Genomic DNA, 23,098 nt, shown 5'->3' with positions numbered 1-23,098 from the left:
GCCGGCCCAGTGACCCGAGGGAGCATGTCGCGAAAGCCACTTTCGCGACGTCTGATGTCCCGAAAGTGGCTTTCGCGACGTCCTTCGGCGGCCGGCCGAACTTACGAGACGTGACCGAGCCGCGCGTCCCGTTCGGCGTACTTCTTCAACGTCAGCAGCTGTTTCCGCATCATGACCAGGTCGCCCCAGCCGAGCAGGAACTCCTTGAGGCGTCCGCCGAACCCCGCGGAGGTCACGACGATGCGGCACAGCATGCGACAGGACGTCTCGTCGATCGGCTCGACCGAATACGTGGCGGCGACCGGGCCGAACAGCTTCTCGGACTTGGCGAAGGTCCGCCCGGTGAGGCTGTGCCCGCGGTCGACCTCGGTCAGTTCGAACACGATCAGCGTGTCGCCGGGAGCGAGTTCGTCGGCGCCGGGGGTGAGGGTGCCGGGGCTGCGGCGTCCCCGGTTGTCGAGCAGGTCGTAGCTGTAGGGCGCGACCGAGATCTGACAGAGCCAGCGGTAGGCGAGCGCGGCGGGCGCCCGCACGGTGACCGCGCGGTCGAACCGCGCGACCGGGCCGTCGAGCAGGGTGTCCGCCGGCTGCGCGCGGCGGCGTTCTTCCGTGGTCGCGCCCCAGTTCGCGGGTGATCCGAAGGGCATGTCCGCCTCCCGTACGGTGCCGTATGGTTTCCCATACGGTAGCGTATGTCGCGTGAAACGGAAGCTCGCGCGGGAAGATTGGGCGGACGCGGCGCTCGAAGCGCTGTGCGAAGGCGGCGTCGCCGCGATCGCCGTCGAGCCCATCGCGGCGAAACTCGGGACGACGAAAGGCAGTTTCTACTGGCATTTCGCGAATCGGGACGCGCTGGTCGAGGCCGCCGTGCGCCGGTGGGCCGAACAGCACACCGAGGCGCTCATCACGTTGCTGGACGGGATTTCGGATCCGGTCCGAAGGCTGCGTGAACTCTTCGAACTCGTCTTCGGCGCGAAGGACGAGCGGGCCGAGCTGGCCTTGCTCGCCCACGCGGGCGACCCCGTGATCGGCCCGCTGCTCGCCGACGTCACCGCACGGCGCGTCGAGTTCATCGTCCGCTGCTTCCGTGAGATGGACTGCCCGGAAACCGAGGCCCGCCATCGCGCTTTGCTGGCGTACACGGCTTTCGTCGGGTTGATCCAGGCGCAGCGGGCGAGCGGCGGCGCACTGCTGTCCGCCACGGAACGCCCGGCCTATCTGGAGTTCCTGCGCGGGATTATCACCCGGTGAGAAGGGCCTTCCGGCCGCGCGCCGCGCCGCTCATCATCATGCTCCATGACAGCCACCTATCCCGCGGCGAAGGACGACCCCGCGACCCCGATGGGCGCGATCTACGCCGAATATCCGCCGATGTCCCGGGTCGTCTTCCCCAGCGGCTGCGAAGGCTGGCTGGTGACCCGGTACGAAGACGTCCGCCTGATCTTCTCGGACACTCGGTTCTCCCGGAACCTGCTCGCCCCGGGCGCGCCGTGTCTCATCGAACCGGGTGATTTCTCCACCGGCGAGCACAGCATCCTCAACATGGACCCGCCGGATCACACGCGCCTGCGGAAGCTGACGGCGCAGGCCTTCACCGTCCGCCGGATCGCCGGGCTCCGGCCGCGGATCCAGCAGATCGCCGACACGCTCCTGCGGGCGATGGCCGAGCACGGTCCGCCGGTGGATCTCGTGGAGATGTTCGCCTTCCCACTGCCCACCGCGGTCATGTGCGAAATCCTCGGCGTCCCTTACGAAGGCAGGGAACGGTTCCGCCAATGGTCGCGGGTGATCGTCACGCCGATGGCGTACAGCCCGGCGGATGTGGCGCAGGCCCGGCGTGACGGGGCGGACGACATGGCGGCGCTCGTCGCCGTCAAACGGGAGACGCCGGGGGAGGACCTGCTGAGCGTCCTCGTGCACGCTCGCGACGAGGACGGCGACCGGCTCACCGAGGCCGAGCTGATCGATCTCGCCACCCAGCTCCTGCTCGCCGGGCACGAGACCACGGTCAGCCTGATCGCGACCGGGATCGTGCTGCTGGCGGGACATCCGGATCAGCTCGCCGCGCTGCGCTCCGATCCGAGCCTGACGGAAGGCGCGGTCGAGGAGATCATGCGGTTCGACGGACCGGCCGACGCGTCGCTGCTCCGGGTCGCGCTGGAAGACGTCGAACTGAGCGCCGGCCCGGTCCGGCGCGGTGAGGCGGTGCTGGCGCATACCGGCGCGGCGAACCGCGACGAAGCCGCCTTTCCCGGTGCGTCCCGGTTCGACATCCGGCGGCGGAACGCGCCGCAACTCGGCTTCGGACACGGCCTCCACTTCTGCCTCGGCGCTGCCCTGGCCCGCCTCGAAGGGGAGATCGCGTTCCGGACCCTGCTCGACGGGCTCCCGGGACTGGATCTCGCGGTTCCCGCCTCGGCCATCGCCTGGCGTCCGCCGCTTTCGATCCGCGGCCCGGAGGCGGTGCCCGTGACCTGGGCTACCACCAGGCGCGGCTGAGGCTTTCCAGCGTGGGTTCCTCCGGCGCGGGGAGAACACCGAGGTACCAGGTGAAGTTGCTGTATACGTGCAAAAGCGCGTATGCCAGGCAGCGCCGGGAGAAGTCTTCGTCCGGCTCGACGCCGTATCCGGTGAGCAGCCGCCGCAGGAAATCCTTGTCGCCGCCGGAAACGAACAGGCCCACGGCGACGAAGTCGTACTCGGCCGCGCCCCGCATGGCCGGTTCGAAATCGAAGAGCCCGCTCAGGCGCGGACGGCCGCCGTCGTGAGTGACCATGAGGTGGTCGCGCATGAATTCGGTGTGCAGCGGGACGACCGGCGGGCTGCCCGGCTCGACGGAATCGAGGAACGCCGGGATCTGCGCGATCCAGCTTTCGTCGAGCCCGGTCCGCCGGTGGTGCTCGACGACCTTCGCGCGTTGTCCGGCGACGAACGCGGCCCAGTCCGGCGGGCCGAGGACGTCGAGCCGAGGGTCGCGCAGCGAATGCAGGGCGGCCAGCGCCTCGCCGAGTTCGGGCGCGAGCCGATGTTTGTCCTCTGTGGACAGTTGTGGCCAGGCGTCCTTCAATGTCTCGCCGCGCAGGCGTTCCATGAGCACGTAACCCCAGCCGTCCCGCTCGCCGGCGTCGTGCACGGCGGGGGTCGGGATCGGCAACTTCCCGTGCAGGACTTCGAGCATCGTCCGCTCGGTGGGGAGTTCGCCGAGATGCACCGGCGGGAACAGCTTGAGGACCAGATCGTCGCCGACCGCGTAGACCGGCAGAGAGCCCTCGGTGAACGGGACGGCTTCGCCGAAGCCGAGCGACCTCACGGCGGGGAGCAGGTCTTGCCTGGTCAGCGCGTCGAACTCGGCTTCGGTACCGGCGGGCGGGAACGTGATCACGACCCGACCGTAGAACAGCGTGCCGCGGACGGCGACGCAATTACCCGCTGCGCTCCAGCAGGGTCCGCGCCGCGCCGAGCACCAGACGGCAGACGTCGTCGGGATCCGCGCTGGCCAGCGGTTCCTTGCCGGTGATGTCGCGGACCAGGCCGATCCCGAGCAGCCAGGCGAGGACGAGGTCGGCCCGCAGTTCCGCGTCGTCGGCGTCGCTCAACGTGGCGAGCACCTTCGCGTACTCCTCGCCGAGCTGCCGCCGGACCGCGGCCGCGGCGCTGTCGTGCCCGGTCGAGCGCAGGTACGCGTCGAGGGTGCGGTCGCGGCCGGTGTCGGATTCCAGCATGCTGCGCAACGCCGTCCCGAGCAGTTCGTCCGGTGGGGTGGTGGCGATCTGCTCGCGTCCGCCGCGCGCCAGGACCTCCTCGAACAGCGCGTCCTTCGACCCGAAGTAGCGGAACAGCAGGGCCTGGTTGGCACCGGCGAGTTTCGCGATGTCGCGCACGGTCGTCCGGTCGAAGCCGCGCTCGGCGAAGAGAGCCGCCGCCGCGTCGAGCAGGGCCGCCCTGGTCGCGGCCGCGTCGCGCTTGCGGACCTGCGGTTCTTCCGTCATCGGCAAAGGCTAGCCGGGCGTCGCACGGTAGGCGCATTGACGCTCAGCGTGATCATGGTTAGCGTTGTAAGCAGTTGCTTACAAACCGCCGAGCCGGGGGGTTTCCGGACAAATGACCACCACAGACACCGAATTCGTCGCCTATCCCTTCAACGAGGACGCCGGCCTCGAACTCAACGAGGCGTACGCGGCGGCACGCGCCACCAAGGGCATGCTCCGCGTCCGGCTCCCGCACGGTGAGCCGGCGTGGCTCGCCACCCGGTACGCCGACGCCCGTTTCGTGCTGGGCGACCGTCGGTTCTCCCGGGCGATGGCGGCGGAGAAGGACGAGCCGCGGATGGCGCCCGGCAGGCGCCCAGGCGGGATCCTGAGCATGGACCCGCCGGATCACACCCGCTTGCGCACGCTGGTCGCGAAGGCGTTCACCATGCGCCGCGTGGAACTGCTGCGTCCGCGCGTCGCCGAGCTGGCGGCCGGTCTGATAGAGGACATGAAGGCCAAGGGACAGCCCGCGGATCTGGTCGAGGACTACGCGCTGCCGATCCCGGTCGCGGTGATCTGCGAACTGCTCGGCGTCCCCGTCGAGGACCGGCCGAAGTTCCGCGTGTGGAGCGACGCCGCGTTGTCCACCAGCCCGCTGACCACCGAAGAGATGATGGCCAACCAGGACGAGCTGCGGGCGTACATGCACGTGCTCGTCGAGCAGCATCGCGCCGAGCCGCAGGACGATCTGATGACCGCGCTGATCGAGGCGCGCGACGTCCGCGACCGGCTGAGCGAGCTGGAACTGGTCGACATGTGCATCGGCATCCTGATCGCCGGGCACGAGACCACCGCCAGCCAGATCCCCAACTTCGTCTACGCCCTGCTCGAACAGCCGGAGCAGCTCGCCCGTCTGCGCGCGGACCTGGACCTGATCCCGGCCGCGGTGGAGGAACTGCTGCGGTTCGTCCCGCTGGGGGCCGGAGCCGGATTCGCCCGCTACGCCACCGAAGACATCCAAGTGGGTGACGTACTGGTGAAGGAGGGCGAGCCGGTGATGGTCGCGATCGGCGCCGCCAACCGGGACGGGCTCCAGTTCACGTCGGCGGAAACCCTCGAATTCGGCAGGGAAGCCAATCCCCACCTCGGTTTCGGGCACGGCGTGCACCACTGCCTCGGCGCTCCGCTGGCCAGGCTCGAACTGCAGGAGGCGTTGAAGGCGTTGCTGCGAGACCTCCCCGGGCTGCACCTCGACGGCGATATCGTGTGGAAGACCCAGATGCTGGTGCGGGGCCCCCGCTCCATGCCGATCGGATGGTGAGCATGAGCTGGAAAGTCGAGGTCGATGGCAACACGTGCATCGGCTCGGGGATGTGCGCGGCGCTGATGCCGGAGGTCTTCGAACTCGAAGGCGCCGTGGCGACGGTGGTCAAGGGGGAGGTGGATCCGGACGAGACGGTGCTCGACGCGGCGGATTCCTGCCCCGCGATGGCCATCGAGGTGATGGAAAAGGGTGAGGTGATCGGGCCGAGGCCCTGAACGCCGCCCTTTGATGCTTGCATCGAAAAAGGCGTGGCGGTCGTCGGTGAAGGGGCGTAGTACGAACAGGGTGAGCGATGACGGCTTGACCCTCCGCACCCTGACCACCGACGACCTGCCCGCACTTTCGGACATGCTGGCGCGTGCTTTTCTCGCCGATCCTTCGGAAGGGTTCCAATACCGCGAAGGGCTGGTGTTCGAACCCGAGCGTTCACACGGCGTCTTCGAAGGCGACGAGCTGATCGGGATGGGGGAGATCCTCACCCGGAAGATCACCGTTCCCGGTGCGGGGCCGACGCCGTTCGCGGCGATCACGTCGGTCGGCGTCGCGCCGGGGCATCGGCGGCGGGGCGCGCTCACCCGGGTCATGCGGGCGCAGCTGCACGGCCTGCACGACGAGGGCCGCGAACCGATCGCCGCGTTGTGGGCGTCCGAGGCCGTCATCTACCCCCGCTTCGGCTACGGGCTCGCGGCGCAGTTCTACCGCGCGAAGATCCGCGCGAAATCCGCGTTCCGGCCCGGTGTCGAACTCGAAACCGAGCGGGTGCGCGAAATCGGCCGCGAGCAGGCGATCCCGCTGATCAAGGCGATCTACGAAAAGGAAGCGCCCCAACGGGTCGGCGCGCTGGACCGGCCAGGGGCGACGTGGGAGTTCAACCTCGACGACCCGGAACGGCGGAGGAACGGCGCGACCGCGCTGAGGTTCGCCGTCCTGCCCGACGGCTACGTGATCTACCGGGTGAAGAACGACTGGAACGAAGAGGGCCCGCGAGGGATCCTGAGCGTGCAGGAACTGGTCGCGACCACGCCGGAGGCGTACGCGACGCTGTACCGCTTCCTGCTCGACTACGACCTCGTCGTCACGGTGGAGGTGTTGGCCGCTCTCGACGAACCGCTCGTTCATCTGCTCGCCAACCCGCGTGCCATGACCCGGTCCGGCGGCGATTCCCTGTGGCTGCGCATCGTCGACGTCGATCGAGCCCTCGTCACCCGGCGCTACAACGGCCCGGTGGACCTGGTGTTCGGTGTACGCGACGCCTTCTGCCCGTGGAACGCCGGGAACTGGCGGCTCGTCACCGACGCCGACGGCCACGCGGAAGTGACGCGCGTGGAGGACGCGCCGGATCTCGAACTGGACGTCACCGACCTCGGCGCCATCTTCCTCGGCGGGACCAGGCCGAGCACCTTGGCCGCCGCGGGCCGGATCAAGGAGCGGACCGCCGGCGCGGTTTCGCGGGCGACGGCGGCGTTCGCCACCGATCGCGAGCCGTCCTGCCTGGAATCCTTCTAGGGGTTCAGGATTCCGTGCTCGGTCACCACCGCGGTGACCAGCCCGTGCGGCGTCACGTCGAAAGCGGGGTTGAACACCTCCGCGCCTTCGGGCGCGACCTTCGTGCCGCCGAAGGCCAGGATCTCGCCGGGATCGCGTTCCTCGATCACGATCCCGGCGCCGTCCGGCATCGCGGTGTCCACAGTGGACGATGGGGCGACGACGACGAACGGGATTCCGTGGTGCTTCGCCGCGATCGCCAGGCCGTAGGTACCGATCTTGTTGGCGACGTCGCCGTTGGCGGCGATCCGGTCGGCGCCGACGAGGACGCAGTCGACCAGGCCCCGGCTCATCGCCGCGGCGGCCGCGCCGTCGGGCTGGATCCGGTACGGGACACCGGCTTCGGCCAGTTCCCAAGCGGTCAGGCGGGCACCCTGCAGCAGCGGCCGGGTCTCGTCGACGAGCACGGACTCGACCAGGCCGCGGGCCTGCAGATGCCAGACGACGCCGAGCGCGCTGCCCCAGGCGACCGTCGCGAGGTGGCCGGCGTTGCAGTGGCTCAGCAGCCGCAACGGCCGCCGCCCGCAATGCTCGATCACCACGTCGGCCGCCAGCCGGGAGGCCTCGTGGTTGATGCGCTCGTCCTCGTCGAGGATCGCCAGGGCTTCGGCGAGAACGGCTTCCGGCCCCTCCGAAAGCTTCGCGAGGGCACGGGAAACGCCCCAGCTCAGGTTGACCGCCGTCGGCCGCGCCTGCGCGACACGGCGCGCCTCGGCCTCGACGTCGCCCTGCGCGCGGGTGGCGAGCACGACGCCGAGCGCCCCCGCCGCGCCGAGCGCCGGCGCTCCGCGCACCGCGAGCCGCTGGATGGCGGCGACGAGTTCGCCGACCGTGCGCAATTCGAGCACGCGGTACTCGGCGGGTAGAACGGTCTGGTCGATGATCGTGACCGCGTCACCGGTCCAGTCGATCGTCCTGCGCATGGCTCCCCCGTGAAATCCGGTTGTCCCGTCGCGACCGCCTCGGTGAGGATGCGGCTCGTGACCATTGAACGCCACCATCCGCCCGGTCTGCACCCCACTCCCACCTACCACCACGTGACCATCGTCGAAGGCCGGAGGGACGTCCACCTCGCCGGCCAATGCCCGCTCGCCGAAGACGGCAAGGTCGTCGAAGGCGACGTGCTCGCCCAGGTCGACCAGGTCGTCGCGAACACCGCCGCCGCGCTCGCCTTCGCCAAGGCGACCCCGGCGGACGTCGTGCGCACGGTGATCTACGTGGTGACGCCGGACGCGGACGTCCTCTCGGCCGTGTGGGACCGGTTCGTCGAGTCGGCGATCGGGGAGGCCTTCACCACCGCGAGCACCCTGCTCGGCGTCGCGCAGCTCGGCTATCCCGGGCAACTCGTCGAACTCGACGTCACCGCCGCCACCGCCTGAAGCTGAGGTACATGAAGGCCCCCTTCCTGTACCTAGGCGCAAGGATGGGGGCCTTCATGTACTGGGAAGGTGTGAAGGTCCAGTACCGCATGCCTGTCGGTCAGAGACCCGCCATGAGGTCGGTCTCCGTGATGCCCGGCCCCTGCCCGGCACGGATGAACCACTCGACGCCGAACGCCTGCGCGAAAGCCTCGTCGGGCATCGCCAGGAAGAACGAGTCCTCGCTGATCTGACTGGCGTGCGCGCGCATCGCGGCCCGCTTGGCAGGCAGGTACGCGGTGACGTCGACCCTCGCCGTCAGGATCGCCTCCGGCTTGCCGAATTCGGAACCGTCCTCGAAATCGGGAAGGTCTTCGGCCTTCATCTGCCCGGTCCGCACCGCCTCCTCCATGCCGCGGCGCATCTCGTCACTGTTGCTCGTCGCCTCGTAGACCCGCGGCGTGCCCGCCAGCTCGGCCGCGCGCATCCCGACGCGGTGCACCTGGATGTGGTCCGGATGCCCGTAGCCGCCGTTGTCGTCGTAGACGGTCAGGACGTCGGCCTGCTCCTCGCGCAGGATCGCGGCCAGCCGCTGCGCGGCCTCCTCGACGTCGGCCTGCCAGAACGTGCCGGGCACGTCGTTGCGCGGCTCGCCCATCATGCCGGAATCGGTGTACCCCAGGAACTCCACACGCTTGGCCCCCAGGACCTCGGCGGATGCGTGCGTCTCCTGCACGCGGCGCTGCCACAACTCCTCTCCGTCGTCGAGGAACCCGTCCGGCACCTCGCCGACCTCCCCCCTGGTCGCGACGACGAGCACGACACGGTGACCTTCCTCGAAGGCCTTGCGCATGACGCCTCCCGCGACGATGCACTCGTCGTCGGGGTGGGCGTGAAAACTCACCAATGTGGCCATGGTGGGGAAACTACCGGGAGGCACCGACATATTCCGGTGGACGCCGACGCCGCCCGTCCATCGGCGCCCGGGAACGCCGCCGTCACCGACCGTGAGGGTCACAAGTCGGTAACCGTGGAAGCCTCGATCTTCGTCGCGGGTTGCGGAACGCACCTTCGAGGCGACTCTCCCGGCAGGCGCCGAGCATGGAGGTCGGATGAAAAACCGGGACGGCTATTTCCCGTTCGAACTGGAACTGGAGCCGGAATGCCTCGGTCTGGTGCGCGGCGCCGCCTCCACCACGTTCGGGGAATTGCACTATGTGCGAACCGCCGAGGAGGCGAGATCCGGTACTCAGGTGACACTGTTCGTGCACGGGGTGGCCAACGATTGGTCGACCTGGACGCCGCTTTTGCGGCAAGCCGAGAAAGACGGTGTCGACCTTGGCGACGTCATCCTCGTCGACCTACCGGGATTCGGGGAATCCCAGAACCGCAAGTCCGATCTGGAAAGCGGTGAGGTGGGCCGGGTACTGATGGAACTGGTCGCCGATTGCGGCTATCACTCCTGCCGTCTGGTCGGGCACTCGATGGGCGGGTTCCTGGTGCTGGACATGGCAGGCCGGGGTGACGACCGGATCAGGTCCGTCCATCTGGTGGCGGGAGCGTACTTCTCCGTGATCGAAACGGTGCAGAACCCGTTGCGAAGCCTCGTTCTCCTGAAAAAGGTCGCCATCGCGTACTGGATGCAAAGCGTGCTGGCCGCGCTGGGAAGGCCGGGGCTGCGCATGGTCAAGGTCGGCAGCGCGATCGGTCTGCTCCCGCTGGCGCTCAACGGTTTCCTCGCTCATCCCTGGGGGATCGGCAAGAGCTTTCGCAAGTCGCTGGTCAAGGGGATGCGGCCGGATCAGTTCGTCCTCGCCGCGCAGAACGGCCTCGACTACGACCCCGATCAGCACTGGTCGGAGATCAGCTGTCCCATCCACGCGGCCTTCGGTGTCGAGGACAAATTGGTTCCGCCCCGTGACATGGTGCGCTTGGCCGCGATCTGCGAAAGTGCGAAAACGGTCCTTGTCGGTGACTCCGCTCATTTCCCGCATGTGGAGCGTCCTCGCGAGACCTTGGCCGTCCTGTTCGAGACGGCGCTGTCGTGAACGGGAAAAGACCCTCGCGGCCGTCGCGCCTGGCGTGGGAAGTCGGAATCGTCATGGTCCTCCCCGTCATCATGCTCTACATGACGGCGTCGACGATCCTGTCCGGAGACTTCGCCGCGGCGGGCTGCGGATTCGGCCGGATCCTCCGGCTGACCCTTTTCGGCCCTGACGCGAGCGGAGTCGCCTGCGTCAGGCTGCCTTTCAGCGCCGATATCCCCAGCATCGCACTCGGGATCACTTCGGAAGTGGCCGTGATCAACTACGTGCTGCTCGTGCGCAGGCTCAGGTCTCTCGATATCCAGCTCTCACACGGAGAACGCAGCCTGTTCGCGGCCGATCAGCTCGAGCGTGAGCCGATGAAGGTGCACTACGAGCGCATCGGGCGCTGGCTCAGGGTCCGGCTTCGCTGGCAACTTCTGCTGCTGGCGTTGGTCTTCACCGTGGGAACTTGTTTCTATCTCTGGGTCGTCGAAAACAACCACTTGTTCAAGGCCATGGCCTCGATACAGGGCGATGCGCGGCCGAGCGGCGCCGTTCGCGACGGATTCCGTGACAGCTGGTGGGCCTCTTGGGAAAGAAACCCCGGTATGGCGATCTCATGGACCGTGGTCGGATCCCTCGGAACGTACTTCGCCTGCTGTCAGGCCTACCTTTACTACCACCTGTCCAAGATCTTCCGCACGGCTCCGGGTTTGATGGTCTTCCGGCACGTTCCCGCCCGCGTGGACCGGGACCACGGCTGGCGCCCGATCGGCCGCATCATCGCCATCGCCTATGTCTCCTCGATCTCCTTCATCTGTTCGGTCATCGCGCTCATCTACATCCTGCGTGATCCGGAGGCGATCCCGTTGGTCAGGAACACCATCACCGGGATCCTGGTTTTCGTCGCACTCGGCGGTACCGTGCTGAACATGCTGCTGGTGTCCACGCTCCGGCTCGGCGTGGCGAGGACGTTCGCCAATACCGTGAGACTCAAGTTGATCAGATTGAATCAGGAGATCCGGGAGCTGCTGGAACGGGGGAACAACGTCGAAGCGCGTCTGGTCCTGCTCGAAGCCGAGCAGCTCGCTCGCGAAAAGCCGTATCCCATCCAGGGGACCGCGATCCGGGTGTTGTCGCTCGCTTCCGGGGTGATCCCGGTTTCGAAACTGCTCAACGACATATTCCATCTCGTTTTCTGAGTTCGGCCTAGGATCACGCCGGGTAGGTCCGCCCCAGGAACTCCAACGTCAGCGCCCAGGCCGCCGCGGCGGGCTCCGGCTGATGGAACATCGGCGCCACGTGGTTGTGGAACGCGTGCCCCGCGCCCTCGTGGATGTGGATCTCCGCCCCGTCGTGGGAGGCGACGGCGTCGGCGAGGCGACTCACCCCCTCGGCGGGAATGTAGGGATCCGCGCCGCCGAACTGGAACTGGATCGGGCAAGTGATCTTGTCCAGCAACGGAAGTTGCTCGGGAACGCGGGAGCCGTAGTACGAGACCGCGACGTCCGGGTCGCCTTCGGCGGCGGCCGCGTAGGCCATCGAGCCGCCGAGGCAGAAGCCGAAGACGCCCGCGCGGCCGCCGGTTTCGGGCAGTGCGCGCAGTGTCGCGAGGGTCGCGAGCACGTCGGTGACGGCGCTCGCCGGGTCCAGCCGGCCGGCGACGGCCATCGACGCCGAGACACCGGCTTCGTCGTGCGTGGCCGACCAGCCGGGGGAGATCCGCCAGAACAGTTCGGGCACCGCGACGACGTAGCCGAGGGCGGCCAGGTCGGCGGCGACCGACTTGAGGTAGTCGTCGAGACCGAAGATCTCCTGGATCAGCACCAGCCCCGGGCCGGAGCCGGATTCGGGCAGCCAGAGCGGGGCGTCGAACGAGCCGTCGGCGACGGTCACCTTGGTCATCGGGGTCCTTCCAGTGCGCGCACGAGGCAGTCCGTCACGAGGGCGGCCTGCGTGCCGTCGGGGTCGAGGTCGGGATCGAAGATGGTCAGTTCCAGCCCTGCGGCGCCGGGGATCGCGAGCAGGCCCCGGAGCAGCTCGACGAGCTTGTCCGGGCTGAGCCCTCCGGGATCGGGACTGTCCACGGCGGACACGAATTCCGGGTCGAGGGTGTCGATGTCGATGTGGATCCAGAAACCGTCCAGCGGCGCGAAGATCTCCCGGGCGGCGGCGAGCGCGCCGTCGGTGCCGGAGGCCATGATCTCCTGGCTGGTCACGATCCGCAGCCCGGCGTCCCGTGCCTCGGCGGACTCCTCCGCGCGCACGCCGAGGACGAGGACGTCTTCGTCGCGGACGTAGGGCTTCAGACCGTCCACATCGGCCAGTTCGGGTTGGCCGCGGCCGGTGACGACGGCGAGAGCCTCGCCACCCACGTTGGCGACGTAGTCGGAATTGCCGAGATGCCGGAAGTCGTCGTGTCCGTCGAAGTAGACGATGCCGTAGCGGCCTTCGCGACGCAGCGTCAGCATCGCGGCGAGCGCGATCGAGCAGTCGCCGCCGAGCACCACCGGGAAGCCGCCGTCCGCGCGGATCTTCGCGAGACGTGCGGCGAGGGACTCGGTGTAGGCCGCGATGCCGGCCGCGTTCCGCACGCCGCCATCGGGGGACCAGGCGGGCAGATAGCGCGGCGGAGTGACGACGCCGCCGTCGGTCGCCCCCAACCGGGTGAGCAGGCCGTGGTCACGCAGCGCGCCCGGTGCCTTGTAACAGCCGGGGACCACGCCTTCGGCGGGCGGGCGCAGCCCGAGATTGGACGGTGCGTCGAGCAGTACGAGATTCCCCATGGTCACACCGTAGTAGCGATGTCTGGTGCCGCGCCGTCCGTCCCTTTAGGTTGAAGGGACGGACGGAGGAGGCTCAATGGCGGAGCGGACCAAATACATCCTCGACGAAGCGGACATGCCGACCAGGTGGTACAACGTCGTCCCGGATCTGCCGGAGCCGCCGCCACCGCCCTTGCATCCCGGCACCCGCGAGCCGGTCGGCCCGGACGATCTCGCGCCGCTGTTCCCGCAGGCGCTCATCGCCCAGGAGGTCAGCACCGAGCGGTACATCGACATCCCGGAAGAGGTCCTCGACGTCTACCGGCTCTGGCGTCCGTCACCGCTGTTCCGGGCGCGGCGGCTGGAGAAGGCGCTCGGCACCCCCGCCCGCATCTACTACAAGTACGAGGGCGTCAGCCCGGTCGGCTCGCACAAGCCCAACACCGCCGTGCCGCAGGCGTTCTACAACGCGGCGGAGGGCGTCACCAGGCTGACCACCGAGACCGGCGCCGGGCAGTGGGGCAGCGCGCTCGCGTTCGCCTCCGCCACCTTCGGGCTCGAGTGCGAGGTGTGGCAGGTCCGCGCTTCCTACGACCAGAAGCCGTATCGCAAGCTGATGATGGAGACCTTCGGCGCGACAGTGCACCCGAGCCCGTCCGAGCTGACCGAATCCGGCCGCGCGATCCTGGCCGCCGACCCGGACTCGACCGGGAGCCTCGGCATCGCGATCAGCGAGGCCGTCGAGCAGGCGGCGCAGGCGGAGAACACCCGCTACGCGCTCGGCAGCGTGCTCAACCATGTGCTGCTGCACCAGACGATCATCGGCGAAGAGGCGCTCAAGCAGTTCGAGCTGGCCGGGGACACCCCGGACGTCCTCGTCGGCTGCACCGGCGGCGGATCCAACTTCGGCGGGCTCGCCTTCCCGTTCCTGCGCGAGAAACTCGCGGGCCGGATGGACCCGGTGATCCGCGCGGTCGAACCGGCCGCCTGCCCGACGCTCACCCGCGGGAAGTACGCATACGACTTCGGGGACACCGCGGGGCTGACGCCGTTGCTGAAGATGCACACGCTCGGTCACGACTTCATCCCCGACCCCATCCACGCCGGTGGTCTGCGCTATCACGGGATGTCCCCGCTGATCTCGCATATCTACGAACTCGGGCTGATCGACGCGATCGCCATCGGGCAGGAGGACTGCTTCGCCGCGGGCGTGCGGTTCGCGCGCACGGAGGGCATCATCCCCGCGCCCGAGCCGACGCACGCGCTCGCCGCGTGTATCCAGGAAGCTTTGCGGTGCAAGGAAACCGGGGAGGAGAAGGTGATACTGACCGCGCTGTGCGGGCACGCGCACCTCGACCTCCCGGCGTACGGCGCGTACCTGGCGGGAGACATCTCCGATCACGCGCTGCCCGACGAGGCCCTCGAGAAGTCCCTCGCCGGCCTCCCCTGAGCGCGTTTAGTCCTCTGGATGCGGTCCTTGCACACGCAAGTATCGCATTCAGAGGACGAAACGCGGGGGGTCAGCCGGTCACCTGGTAGCCCGAAGTCCGGTTCCGCCCGGTGTTCTTGGCCTCGTAGAGCGCCCGGTCCGCGACGGCGATCACCGTGTCCAGATCGGCGACGCCCGGCCGGTCGGCGAGCCCGATCGACACGGTGACGTGCTCGGGCAGGTCGCCGGCGCGCGAAGCCACGCTCGACCGGATCCGTTCCGCGATCGCGTGGGCGTGCACGGCGGGCGTGCCGGGCAGCAGGACGACGAACTCCTCGCCGCCGAAGCGCCCGACCAGATCCGTGCCGCGCACCTCGGTACGCAGCGTTTCCGCGATCGCCGCCAGATACCGGTCGCCGACCAGATGCCCGTGCCGGTCGTTGATCAGTTTGAACCGGTCGACGTCGACCATCAGCAGGCTGGTGTGCCGTCCCGCGCGCCGCGCGCGGTCGAGTTCGTCGGCCGCGGCCTCACGCCACGCCTTCGCGTTGAGCAGCCCGGTCTTGGCGTCGCTGCGCGCCTGCCGTTTCAGCTGCCGCAGCAGGACACCGCGATGCAGCACCAGCGTGATCCCGACGACCAGCAGCAGCACCACCGGCCAGTCCCGCAGCGCCCACGCGACGATGACGCCGAGCGCGATCGTCGCCGCTTCGAGCGCGTACTCGAACGGCTTCGCCAGCGCGTCCCGGAGGCGTTCGTGCGGCGTGCCGTAGTACACCGCGACCGTCATCAGCACGGTGTTGACCAGCAGGAACACCCCGCCCGCCGCGACAACCGAACCGAACGACGACGCATCGCGGGGGAGCACGTCGAACGGCACCGCGTACCGGGACAGGTAGGCGGCCGCCGCGAACCCCGAGAGCACGGTCGCCGAGGTGGAGAACACCCGGCGGAACAACGGGTTCGGCTGCCCGCGGAGCCAGCGGTAGAAGAACGACACGGCGATGACCAGCGCGGCGAGCGCCGGATGCACCAGCAGCACGGCGGCGAAGGTCCACACGCTGTCGAGCGAGATATGCGGCGTGCCGGCGAACCTCTCCCGCACTCGCTCCACCGGACGCGACAATTCCGTGTAGAGCACGGAGCTGAGGATCAGGATCGCGAAGGGGAGCGCGTCGCCCTCGGTGAAGGGGACGCGGAGAAAAGACCAGGCGGATCCGGCGATCGCCGCGACGTCCACCAGGAGGACGAAGCCGATCAAACCACGGTTGGGTAGCCGCCACAGCGCCCAATTCGTTAGCGCCACGGAGACGAACGTAATCGGTTGGATACTAGGTGTCACTACGCTGTATGGGTAGGCGTGGGTGCACCACGCGTGACCGGAACGGGGAAGCGGAGGGGGTGAGCCCTATGCGCGGGCAGAACTGGTGAGTACCGGGTTCCGGTCTAAAGGGGGTGCGGTGGGGCCACGTGGCGCCAAGCCCGGGTGGCCGGAACAGCCACTACGAGACCGGCGAGTGCGATGACCGAGACCGTCGTCGCCGGTGAACCGAGCACGCCGACGAGCAGGCCGCCGGCGATCAGCCCGATTCCCTGCACGGCGATGAGTCCCGACCCGGCGAGGCCGAAGGCCTGGCCTCGTTCGGTGTCGGGTACCAGCCGCATGAACGTGGTGCTCGCGGTGACCTGGTAGGCCGCGCACATCCCGGACAGCACGAGCAGTCCGGCGGCGTAGGGGAGCGACGGCCGGAACCAGAACGCCGCGAGCGGCACGATCGCGCCGAGCGCCAGCGCGCCGACCAGGCGCAACCGGATCTCGGGCCGCACGAGGCGGCCCAGCACGAACACCCCGAGCACGATCCCCGCGGGATGCGCCGCGAGCAGCAGCCCCGCGGTCACCGCCCCGCCGCCGATCTCCGCGGCGTACGGCACGGCGAGCCCTTCCGGCACGATCACGAAACCCGCCAGCCACGCCAGGCCGACCAGCGCGCGCAACCGGCGGTCACGCCAGATCGTCCCGGCGCCCGCCGAAAGCCGCCGCAGGGTCGACGTCGCGGGGCCTGCCGCGCCCGTCGCGGACCGCGCCCGCACGCCCAGCCGCAGGACGATGGCGGAGACGGCGAACGTCACCGCGTCCAGCGCCAGCCCGCGGCCCGGCCCGATCGCGGCGATCACCGCGCCGCCCAGCGCGAATCCGGCCAGCTGACCGATCTGGTTGGTGATCTTCAGCAGGGACTGGCCGAGCACGTACCGGTCCCCGCTGAGCACCGACGGGAGGACCGCGGCCTGCGCGGCCGTGAACGGCGCATTGGCCAGCTGCACCACCACCAGGACGGCGGCGAGCACGGGCAACGGGATACCGGGGACGGCGAGCACCGCGACCAGGAGCGCCCGGACGACGTCGGAGCAGACCATCACCGCGCGGCGCGGGTACCGGTCGGCCAGACCGCCGAGCAACGGCCCCCCGATCAGATCGGGGAGATAAGTGAGCGCGTACGTCAGCGCGGGCCACGTCGCCGAGCCGGTGCGCTGGAACACCAGCACCGACAGGGCGACCCTGGCCACCTGGTCACCGAGGATGGACTGGAGTTCCGCGAACCAGATGGCGCGCAGTTCACCGACCGCGAGGATCTGCCGGAAGGTCGCCTTGGAGTCCACGAGGTGACCACCCCCGCCCGGTCGAGTGAGTCACTCAGCGTACCGCTCCGGGCGCGGGTGGTGAAACCCTCGAAGCTACTCAGTGCCGCAGGTGATCTTCGGCTGCGGGTTGTAGTGCACGTTCCGGGTGTGCCGCCGGATCTCGCGGCCGCTCGCGGCGTCCTTGATGACCCGGGTGTCCGACGTGGTGAAACCGGGCGCGCCGTTGCTGGGCTTGCAGTTCTCGGCGGGGCCGGGCTTCGTCGGCGGATCGGACGGGTTGGTGCGGCCGCCCGGGATCGACTCGACGGTGTACTTCTTGGTGCCCCACAGCCGGATCGTGATGTCCGACGGCGTCCAGATGGTCTGGATCGCGACGCCGGTGTCCCCGTCGTTGGTGAACTTCAGGTCGATCACGCTGCCGCCGTTGTGGTTCTGGAACACGGTCGCCTCACGGGCGGCCGGGTAGCGGCTGATGTAGTAGCTGTGTTCCTTGTGCTCGGTGTCCTTCATACCGGCGAAGTACGAGGCGTTGTACAGCGTGGTCGCGAACTGCGAGATCCCGCCGCCGACCTCGCGGCCGGGTGCGCCGTCCTTGATGACACCGGCCTCGACGTAGCCCTGCGCGGCACCGCGCGGCCCGGTGAACCCGTTGAGGCTGAACGTCTCGTTCGGCTTCACGATGGCGCCGTTGACCTTCTGCGCCACGACCCGGATGTTCGTCCCCGAGTCCGCGGCGAACCCGCCGGTCTTGAACTCGCTGACGACCTCCTTGATGCCGAGCTGGTTCGCCTGCTCGGTGGTCACCTTGGCCGGGGTCTTCTTGTAGGTCACCGGCAGCTCGCGGGGCGCGGCGCGCTTGAGCACGTCGAGCACCGGCTTGAGGCTCGGCTCCCAGTCGACGACGTTGGCGTCCTCGGACGGCTGGACGGTCGGCTTGCCGCCTTCGAAGACGATCTGCGCGTCCTTGCCCTCCTTCTCGGTGGACTTCAGCTGCGGACCCGCGGCCTCGATGATCTTGTTGTTGTCCACCTTCGGGTTCAGCACGCCGCCGTCGACGGGCTCGAAGGTCAGCGCGCCCGCGATGTCCTCGGGTTTGACGACGGCGTCCTTGCCCTCGCCCTTGATGACCATCGGCGCCGAAACGGCGGGCTTCGCGATCTGCTCGAGGGCGGCGTGGACGGCCTCCGGCGAGACCTTGACCGGGGTCTGGGTGACGGCGAGGTTCAACGGCTCGCCACCGGCCCAGCGCTCCAGGATGGTCTTCTTGGCGGCTTCGAGGTCGAGCTTCTGCCCGGTCTTCGGCTCGACGGCGACCGGCTTGGCCTCCTCGAAGCGCACGGTGCCTTCGACGGGGTCGCGGTCGACCTTGTCGCGCAGGTTCTCCAGGGCGGCGGTGAGCTTGGCGTCGTCGGTCTGGGTGACGACGCCGACCTCGGTGGTCGAGAAGAACGACGCGATCCGCGTGAACGGGTTCAGCGGCTGGTCGCCCGCCTGGTCCAGGGTGGCGGGCCAGTCGAGGCGCAGGCCGGCGTTGTTCGGCGCCAGCGACTCCTCGGCGTCGCCCGCGACGATCTTCACCGGCCGGGTCAGCCGCGGTTCGATGCCGCCCCGGAGCTCCTTCTCGGCCGCGGTGCGGTCCATCCCGCCGACGTCGACCCCGGCGACGGTGACGCCGCGGGGGACGCTGCCCTGGGAGACCAGCACGTCGAGGGCGTACGCGACGACCAGGAGGCCGAACACGCCGCCGCCGATGAAGGCGGCCTTGCGATAGCTGCGACGGCGTTTCGGTGGCGTGGGCTCCTGCGGCGTGGCAGACTCCGCGAACCCGGGCGTGACGACCGGGAGAATGTCCGTCTGCTCAGCGTGGGACTCGGGCCAGCGCGGTTCCTGCGGCAACTCTCCACCCTCCACGGTCCGGCGAGTGCCGGGCTTCGTGATCGAACATCCGGGCTTCCACACGTTCCGGACGTAGGTTCAAGATACGGGGCGCGTTTTGTGGGCCTGCAACTCGCCCGGTTGGGTGAGCGGGTCACTCCGTCGGGTGGTCACTGGGCGTCAGGTTCCGGGTTTTCGCCCACCCGGGCGAGAAAATCGAAGTCACAACCTTCATCAGCTTGCGTGATGTGTTCGGAGTACAACGCGCCGTAACCACGTTCGTAGCGCGGCGCGGGCGGGTTCCAGGCCTCCCGCCGGCGTTGCAATTCCGCATCATCGACGTCGAGGCTCAGCCGTCGCGAAGGGACGTCCAAGGTGATCGGGTCGCCGTCGCGGACGAACGCGAGCGGACCGCCCACATGGGATTCCGGCGCGACGTGCAGCACGCAGGCGCCGTAACTGGTGCCGCTCATCCGGGCGTCGGACACCCGGACCATGTCGCGGACCCCCTTGGCCAGCAGGTGATCCGGCAGCGGCAGCATCCCGTACTCGGGCATGCCGGGGCCGCCGAGCGGGCCGGATCCGCGCAGTACCAGGACCGAATCCTCGGTGATGCCGAGCGCGGGGTCGTTGATGCGCTTCTTCAAGTCCCGGTAGTCGTCGAAGACCACCGCGGGTCCAGTGTGGACGAGCAGCCGGGGCTCGGCGGCGATGTGCTTGATCACCGCGCCCGACGGCGCGAGATTCCCGCGCAGCACCGCGACTCCTCCTTCCGCGGCGACGGGATCGTCACGCGTGCGGATGACGTCGTCGTCGTGCACCCGCGCCGAAGCCAGGTTCTCGCCGAGCGTCCGGCCGGTGACCGTGACGCGATCGGTGTGCAGCAGGTCGGTCAGCCGGGAGAGCAGACCGGGAAGCCCGCCGGCGTAGTAGAAGTCCTCCATCAGCCAGTCGCCGCCGGGCCGGATGTTCGCCAGTACCGGGACCCGGCGGGCGATCGTGTCGAAATCGTCGACGGACAACGGGATCCGGCCGCGTCCGGCCATCGCGATCAGGTGGATGACGGCGTTGGTGGAGCCGCCGAGCGCCAGCACGGTGGTGATCGCGTCGGCGTATGCGCGCTCGTCGAGGATCTTCGTGATGGTGAGGTCCTCCCACACCATCTCGACGGCACGCGCGCCGCTCGCCGCGGCCATCCGGTGGTGCGCCGAATCGACGGCGGGGATCGACGCGGCTCCGGGCAAGGTCAAGCCGAGCACTTCGGCGACCGACATCATCGTGGACGCGGTCCCCATCGTCATACAGGTTCCGGGAGAACGGGCCAGCCCACGCTCCAATTCGGACAGTTCCTCGTCGCCGATCAGCCCGGCCCGCTTGTCGTCCCAGTACTTCCACATGTCGGTGCCGCTGCCGAGCACCTCGTTCCGCCAGTGCCCGCGCAGCATCGGCCCGGCGGGAACGAAGATCGCGGGCAGCCCGGCGCTCGTCGCGCCCATCAGCAACGCGGGCGTCGTCTTGTCGCAGCCGCCCATGAGCACCGCGCCGTCGATCGGGTAGGACCGCAGGATCTCTTCGGTCTCCAGGGAAAGCAGGTTGCGGTAAAGCATCGGCGTCGGCTTCTGGAACGTCTCGGACAGCGTCGCGACCGGGAACTCCAGCGGGAACCCGCCCGCCTGCCACACCCCGCGTTTGACCTGTTCCGCCCGCTCGCGCAGATGCATGTGGCAAGGGTTGATGTCGCTCCAGGTGTTGAGGATCGCGATGACGGGTTTCCCGAGGTGTTCCTCCGGGTTGTAGCCGAGTTGCCTGCTCCGGGCCCGGTGGCTGAAGCCGCGCAGTTCGTCGCCGCCGAACCAGCGGTGGCTGCGGAGTTCCTCGGGATTCCTCATGACCGCGAGTATGGCATCTCATATATGATCGGCCCATGTCTTCGACCTTCAGCCTGCCCGCTTCACGGACCGAAGTGGTGCTCGACGAGATCCGCCGCGGCATCCTCACCCGGGAGTTGAAGCCCGGCCAGCCGCTGGTCGAAGCCGAACTCGCGGCCAGGCTCGGCGTCTCGAAGACGCCGGTCCGCGAGGCGCTCAAGGTGCTGTCGAACACGGGACTCGTCACGTTCAGCCCGTACAAGGGCGCTTCGGTGTGCGTGGTGGACGCGGAGCTGGCGAAGTCCGTGTACGACGTCCGCATGGTGCTGGAACCCGAGGCCGTGCGCCGGTCGGTCGAACGCCGCTCGCCGGACCTGCTCGAAGACGCCGCGGAAGCGCTGAAAGAGGCGTCGGCGGCGCTCTCGGACAAGGATCACGCCGCGCTCAGCCTGCTCAACCGCCGGTTCCACCGCGCGCTGTACAGCGGCTGTGGCAACCCGCTGATGGTCTCGATGCTCGACGACCTCAGGGACCGCGCCGCGTTGATCAGCGTGGTCGGCTGGGAGGCGAATCCCAGCTGGCGCAAGGAATGGAACGAGCACAAGGCGGTGCTGGCGGCGGCGAAGAAGGGCGACGCCGAAGGTGCGGCCGGGTTGCTGCGTACGCACATCGGCGATTTCCTGGAGCGGACCCTCGAAACCATCGGAGACGCTTGATGCGGCTGCTGCTCATCGCCGACACCCATCTGCCGCTGCGCGCGAAGGCGCTGCCGGATCAGGTCTGGCGCGAGGTCGACACGGCGGACGTCGTCGTCCACGCCGGCGATTGGGTCGAGGTCGCCCTGCTGGACGAACTCGAGGCCCGGAGCGGGCGGCTCATCGGCGTCTACGGCAACAACGACGGCGCGGACCTGCGGGCGCGGCTCCCCGAGATCGCGCGGGCGGACCTCGGCGGCGTCCGGCTGGCGGTCATCCACGAAACCGGCGCCAAACAGGGCCGTGAACGGCGCTGCGACGAGCTCTTCCCGGACACCGACGTCCTCGTGTTCGGGCACAGCCACATCCCCTGGGACACCGTCACGCCGAACGGGATGCGGCTGCTGAACCCCGGTTCGCCGACCGACCGGCGGCGGCAGCCGTTCTGCACGTATCAGACCGCCGAAATCCGCGACGGCGAATTGCGCGATGTCACAAGGCATGAGCTGCCTCTTCGCCGCTGACCGGGTAGACAGGTAGGCATGGAACCGGCGCAGGCGTTGAGGGAGATCGCGTTCCGGCTGGAACGCGCGGGCGAGCCGACCTACCGGGTGCGGGCGTTCCGGCAGGCGGCCTCGGTGATCGCCAAGGTCAAGCCGGATGACCTGCGTAAACGCGCCGAGGCGGGCACGTTGACCGCGTTGCCGAATATCGGCAAGGCGACCGCGGCCGTCGTCGAAGACGTCCTCGCCGGGCGCCGTCCCGCGTACTTCGAGAAGATCGGCGAGCCGAAGCTGCCCGACGGCGGCGCGATGCGGGCGGCGTTGCGCGGCGACTGCCACACCCATTCGGACTGGTCCGACGGCGGGAGCCCGATCGAGGAGATGGCCGAGGCCGCCCGCGCGCTCGGCCACGAATGGATGGTGCTGACCGATCACTCGCCGCGGCTGACCGTCGCGAACGGGCTCTCGCCCGAGCGGCTGCGCCGCCAGATGGACGTCGTCGCGGAACTGAACGAGACCATGGCGCCGTTCCGGATCCTGCACGGCATCGAGGTCGACATCCACCTGGACGGCACGCTCGATCAGGAGGAAGAACTGCTGGAGCGGCTGGACTTCGTCGTCGCGAGTGTCCACTCGAAACTCCGGATGCCCGCGAAGGAGATGACGCCGCGGATGATCGCCGCGGTGCGGCATCCGCGGGTCCGCGTGCTGGGGCATTGCACCGGACGGCTGGTGATGGGAGGCCGCGGGAAGCGGCCCGAGTCGGAGTTCGACGCGGAAGCCGTGTTCACCGCCTGCCGGGACAACGGGGTCGCCGTCGAGATCAACTCGCGGCCCGAACGCCGGGATCCGCCCACGCGGCTGCTGAACCTGGCCGTCGACCTGGGCTGCGATTTCGCGATCGACAGCGACGCGCACGCCCCCGGCCAGCTGGACTGGCTGGTCTACGGCTGCGAACGGGCCAACGAACTGGGGATCGAGCCGGACCGGGTGATCAACACGCGGACCGCCGCGGACCTGCTGGCGGGCTAGTGAGGGTAAGTCAAAGGTGTCGGGGTCGCGGGCGGGTCGGTGGTGGGCCGAAGGCTCCCTTCGCCC

23 protein-coding genes are annotated in these 23,098 nt (G+C 69.0%); 12 read left to right on the top strand and 11 right to left on the bottom strand.

Features of this window, described 5'->3' with window-relative positions; genetic code table 11:
- Positions 1–101: 101 nt before the first annotated feature.
- The gene (locus tag AJAP_RS30480; RefSeq protein ID WP_038517759.1) at positions 102–647 is read right to left on the bottom strand and encodes an SRPBCC family protein; all 546 of its coding nucleotides are present in this window, start codon (positions 645–647) and stop codon (positions 102–104) included.
- A gap of 52 nt (positions 648–699) precedes the next feature.
- On the opposite strand from AJAP_RS30480, the gene AJAP_RS30475 reads away from it, so the two are divergent.
- Positions 700–1,251 carry a TetR/AcrR family transcriptional regulator gene (locus tag AJAP_RS30475; RefSeq protein WP_038517756.1) on the top strand — a complete coding sequence of 184 codons (552 nt, stop codon included), beginning with the start codon at positions 700–702 and terminating at the stop codon, positions 1,249–1,251.
- Between the two features lie 45 nt (positions 1,252–1,296).
- Positions 1,297–2,499, top strand: a complete 1,203-nt coding sequence (locus tag AJAP_RS30470) for a cytochrome P450 (protein ID WP_038517753.1) — start codon at positions 1,297–1,299, stop codon at positions 2,497–2,499.
- Here AJAP_RS30470 and AJAP_RS30465 read toward each other — a convergent pair.
- Both AJAP_RS30465 and AJAP_RS30460 read right to left on the bottom strand, forming a co-directional pair.
- Positions 2,480–3,382 carry a phosphotransferase family protein gene (locus tag AJAP_RS30465; protein WP_038517750.1) on the bottom strand — a complete coding sequence of 301 codons (903 nt, stop codon included), beginning with the start codon at positions 3,380–3,382 and terminating at the stop codon, positions 2,480–2,482. The genes AJAP_RS30470 and AJAP_RS30465 overlap by 20 nt on opposite strands.
- A gap of 40 nt (positions 3,383–3,422) precedes the next feature.
- Positions 3,423–3,989 carry a TetR/AcrR family transcriptional regulator gene (locus tag AJAP_RS30460; RefSeq protein ID WP_038517748.1) on the bottom strand — a complete coding sequence of 189 codons (567 nt, stop codon included), beginning with the start codon at positions 3,987–3,989 and terminating at the stop codon, positions 3,423–3,425.
- 112 nt (positions 3,990–4,101) lie between these two features.
- Here AJAP_RS30460 and AJAP_RS30455 point away from each other — a divergent pair, with 112 nt between their 5' ends.
- From AJAP_RS30455 to AJAP_RS30445, 3 genes are all read left to right on the top strand, one after another.
- Entirely contained in the window at positions 4,102–5,292 is a 1,191-nt protein-coding gene (locus AJAP_RS30455) for a cytochrome P450 (protein ID WP_016332111.1), read from the top strand.
- A gap of 2 nt (positions 5,293–5,294) precedes the next feature.
- Complete coding sequence (locus AJAP_RS30450; protein WP_083650048.1) at positions 5,295–5,510, top strand: ferredoxin; 216 nt, start codon at positions 5,295–5,297, stop codon at positions 5,508–5,510.
- A gap of 85 nt (positions 5,511–5,595) precedes the next feature.
- Positions 5,596–6,801, top strand: a complete 1,206-nt coding sequence (locus AJAP_RS30445) for a GNAT family N-acetyltransferase (RefSeq protein WP_228694634.1) — start codon at positions 5,596–5,598, stop codon at positions 6,799–6,801.
- Here the strand turns inward: AJAP_RS30445 and mtnA are convergent.
- Positions 6,798–7,763, bottom strand: a complete 966-nt coding sequence (gene mtnA / locus AJAP_RS30440; protein ID WP_038517738.1) for an S-methyl-5-thioribose-1-phosphate isomerase — start codon at positions 7,761–7,763, stop codon at positions 6,798–6,800. The two genes, AJAP_RS30445 and mtnA, sit on opposite strands and share 4 nt — an antisense overlap.
- Before the next feature lie 57 nt (positions 7,764–7,820).
- On the opposite strand from mtnA, the gene AJAP_RS30435 reads away from it, so the two are divergent.
- Entirely contained in the window at positions 7,821–8,219 is a 399-nt protein-coding gene (locus tag AJAP_RS30435; RefSeq protein WP_038524161.1) for a RidA family protein, read from the top strand.
- A gap of 100 nt (positions 8,220–8,319) precedes the next feature.
- Here AJAP_RS30435 and AJAP_RS30430 read toward each other — a convergent pair whose 3' ends face one another.
- Positions 8,320–9,114 carry a PIG-L family deacetylase gene (locus AJAP_RS30430; protein ID WP_038517736.1) on the bottom strand — a complete coding sequence of 265 codons (795 nt, stop codon included), beginning with the start codon at positions 9,112–9,114 and terminating at the stop codon, positions 8,320–8,322.
- A 196-nt stretch (positions 9,115–9,310) separates the two neighbouring features.
- Between AJAP_RS30430 and AJAP_RS30425 the strand changes: the two genes are divergently transcribed.
- Entirely contained in the window at positions 9,311–10,246 is a 936-nt protein-coding gene (locus AJAP_RS30425; protein WP_038517733.1) for an alpha/beta fold hydrolase, read from the top strand.
- A 53-nt stretch (positions 10,247–10,299) separates the two neighbouring features.
- Entirely contained in the window at positions 10,300–11,427 is a 1,128-nt protein-coding gene (locus AJAP_RS30420; protein WP_038517731.1) for a hypothetical protein, read from the top strand.
- A gap of 13 nt (positions 11,428–11,440) precedes the next feature.
- On the opposite strand, the gene AJAP_RS30415 is transcribed toward AJAP_RS30420, so the two are convergent.
- Together AJAP_RS30415 and AJAP_RS30410 are read right to left on the bottom strand one after the other, a co-directional pair.
- The gene (locus AJAP_RS30415) at positions 11,441–12,130 is read right to left on the bottom strand and encodes a dienelactone hydrolase family protein (protein ID WP_038517728.1); all 690 of its coding nucleotides are present in this window, start codon (positions 12,128–12,130) and stop codon (positions 11,441–11,443) included.
- Positions 12,127–13,011 (bottom strand): arginase family protein, encoded by an 885-nt coding sequence (locus AJAP_RS30410; protein WP_038524158.1) that lies wholly within the window; start codon positions 13,009–13,011, stop codon positions 12,127–12,129. The genes AJAP_RS30415 and AJAP_RS30410 overlap by 4 nt, the downstream gene beginning before the upstream one ends.
- 76 nt (positions 13,012–13,087) lie before the next feature.
- Between AJAP_RS30410 and AJAP_RS30405 the strand changes: the two genes are divergently transcribed.
- Positions 13,088–14,440: a TrpB-like pyridoxal phosphate-dependent enzyme gene (locus AJAP_RS30405; RefSeq protein WP_038517725.1), complete on the top strand. Its 1,353-nt coding sequence runs from the start codon at positions 13,088–13,090 to the stop codon at positions 14,438–14,440.
- A gap of 70 nt (positions 14,441–14,510) precedes the next feature.
- Here AJAP_RS30405 and AJAP_RS30400 read toward each other — a convergent pair whose 3' ends face one another.
- The 4 genes from AJAP_RS30400 to araD all read right to left on the bottom strand — a co-directional run bounded on the left by AJAP_RS30400 (position 14,511) and on the right by araD (position 20,823).
- Entirely contained in the window at positions 14,511–15,725 is a 1,215-nt protein-coding gene (locus AJAP_RS30400) for a GGDEF domain-containing protein (protein ID WP_228694632.1), read from the bottom strand.
- A 140-nt stretch (positions 15,726–15,865) separates the two neighbouring features.
- Positions 15,866–17,077, bottom strand: coding sequence for an MFS transporter (locus AJAP_RS30395; RefSeq protein ID WP_038517720.1), 1,212 nt, complete (start codon positions 17,075–17,077; stop codon positions 15,866–15,868).
- A 75-nt stretch (positions 17,078–17,152) separates the two neighbouring features.
- Complete coding sequence (locus AJAP_RS30390) at positions 17,153–18,955, bottom strand: VanW family protein (RefSeq protein ID WP_038524155.1); 1,803 nt, start codon at positions 18,953–18,955, stop codon at positions 17,153–17,155.
- Between the two features lie 149 nt (positions 18,956–19,104).
- Positions 19,105–20,823 carry an L-arabinonate dehydratase gene (araD, locus tag AJAP_RS30385; protein ID WP_038517717.1) on the bottom strand — a complete coding sequence of 573 codons (1,719 nt, stop codon included), beginning with the start codon at positions 20,821–20,823 and terminating at the stop codon, positions 19,105–19,107.
- A gap of 35 nt (positions 20,824–20,858) precedes the next feature.
- Here araD and AJAP_RS30380 point away from each other — a divergent pair, with 35 nt between their 5' ends.
- The 3 genes from AJAP_RS30380 to AJAP_RS30370 are packed head-to-tail and all read left to right on the top strand — an operon-like array spanning position 20,859 to position 23,032.
- The gene (locus AJAP_RS30380) at positions 20,859–21,518 is read left to right on the top strand and encodes a GntR family transcriptional regulator (protein ID WP_038517715.1); all 660 of its coding nucleotides are present in this window, start codon (positions 20,859–20,861) and stop codon (positions 21,516–21,518) included.
- Positions 21,518–22,021: a metallophosphoesterase family protein gene (locus tag AJAP_RS30375; RefSeq protein WP_038517712.1), complete on the top strand. Its 504-nt coding sequence runs from the start codon at positions 21,518–21,520 to the stop codon at positions 22,019–22,021. The genes AJAP_RS30380 and AJAP_RS30375 overlap by 1 nt, the downstream gene beginning before the upstream one ends.
- 18 nt (positions 22,022–22,039) lie before the next feature.
- Positions 22,040–23,032: a PHP domain-containing protein gene (locus tag AJAP_RS30370; RefSeq protein ID WP_038517710.1), complete on the top strand. Its 993-nt coding sequence runs from the start codon at positions 22,040–22,042 to the stop codon at positions 23,030–23,032.
- The last annotated feature ends 66 nt before the right edge of the window (positions 23,033–23,098 follow it).

It is taken from the genome of Amycolatopsis japonica, from assembly GCF_000732925.1.
GTDB lineage: Bacteria > Actinomycetota > Actinomycetes > Mycobacteriales > Pseudonocardiaceae > Amycolatopsis > Amycolatopsis japonica.
Note: the sequence above shows the minus strand (reverse complement) of the source record. Positions and strands in the feature narration are given on the sequence as shown.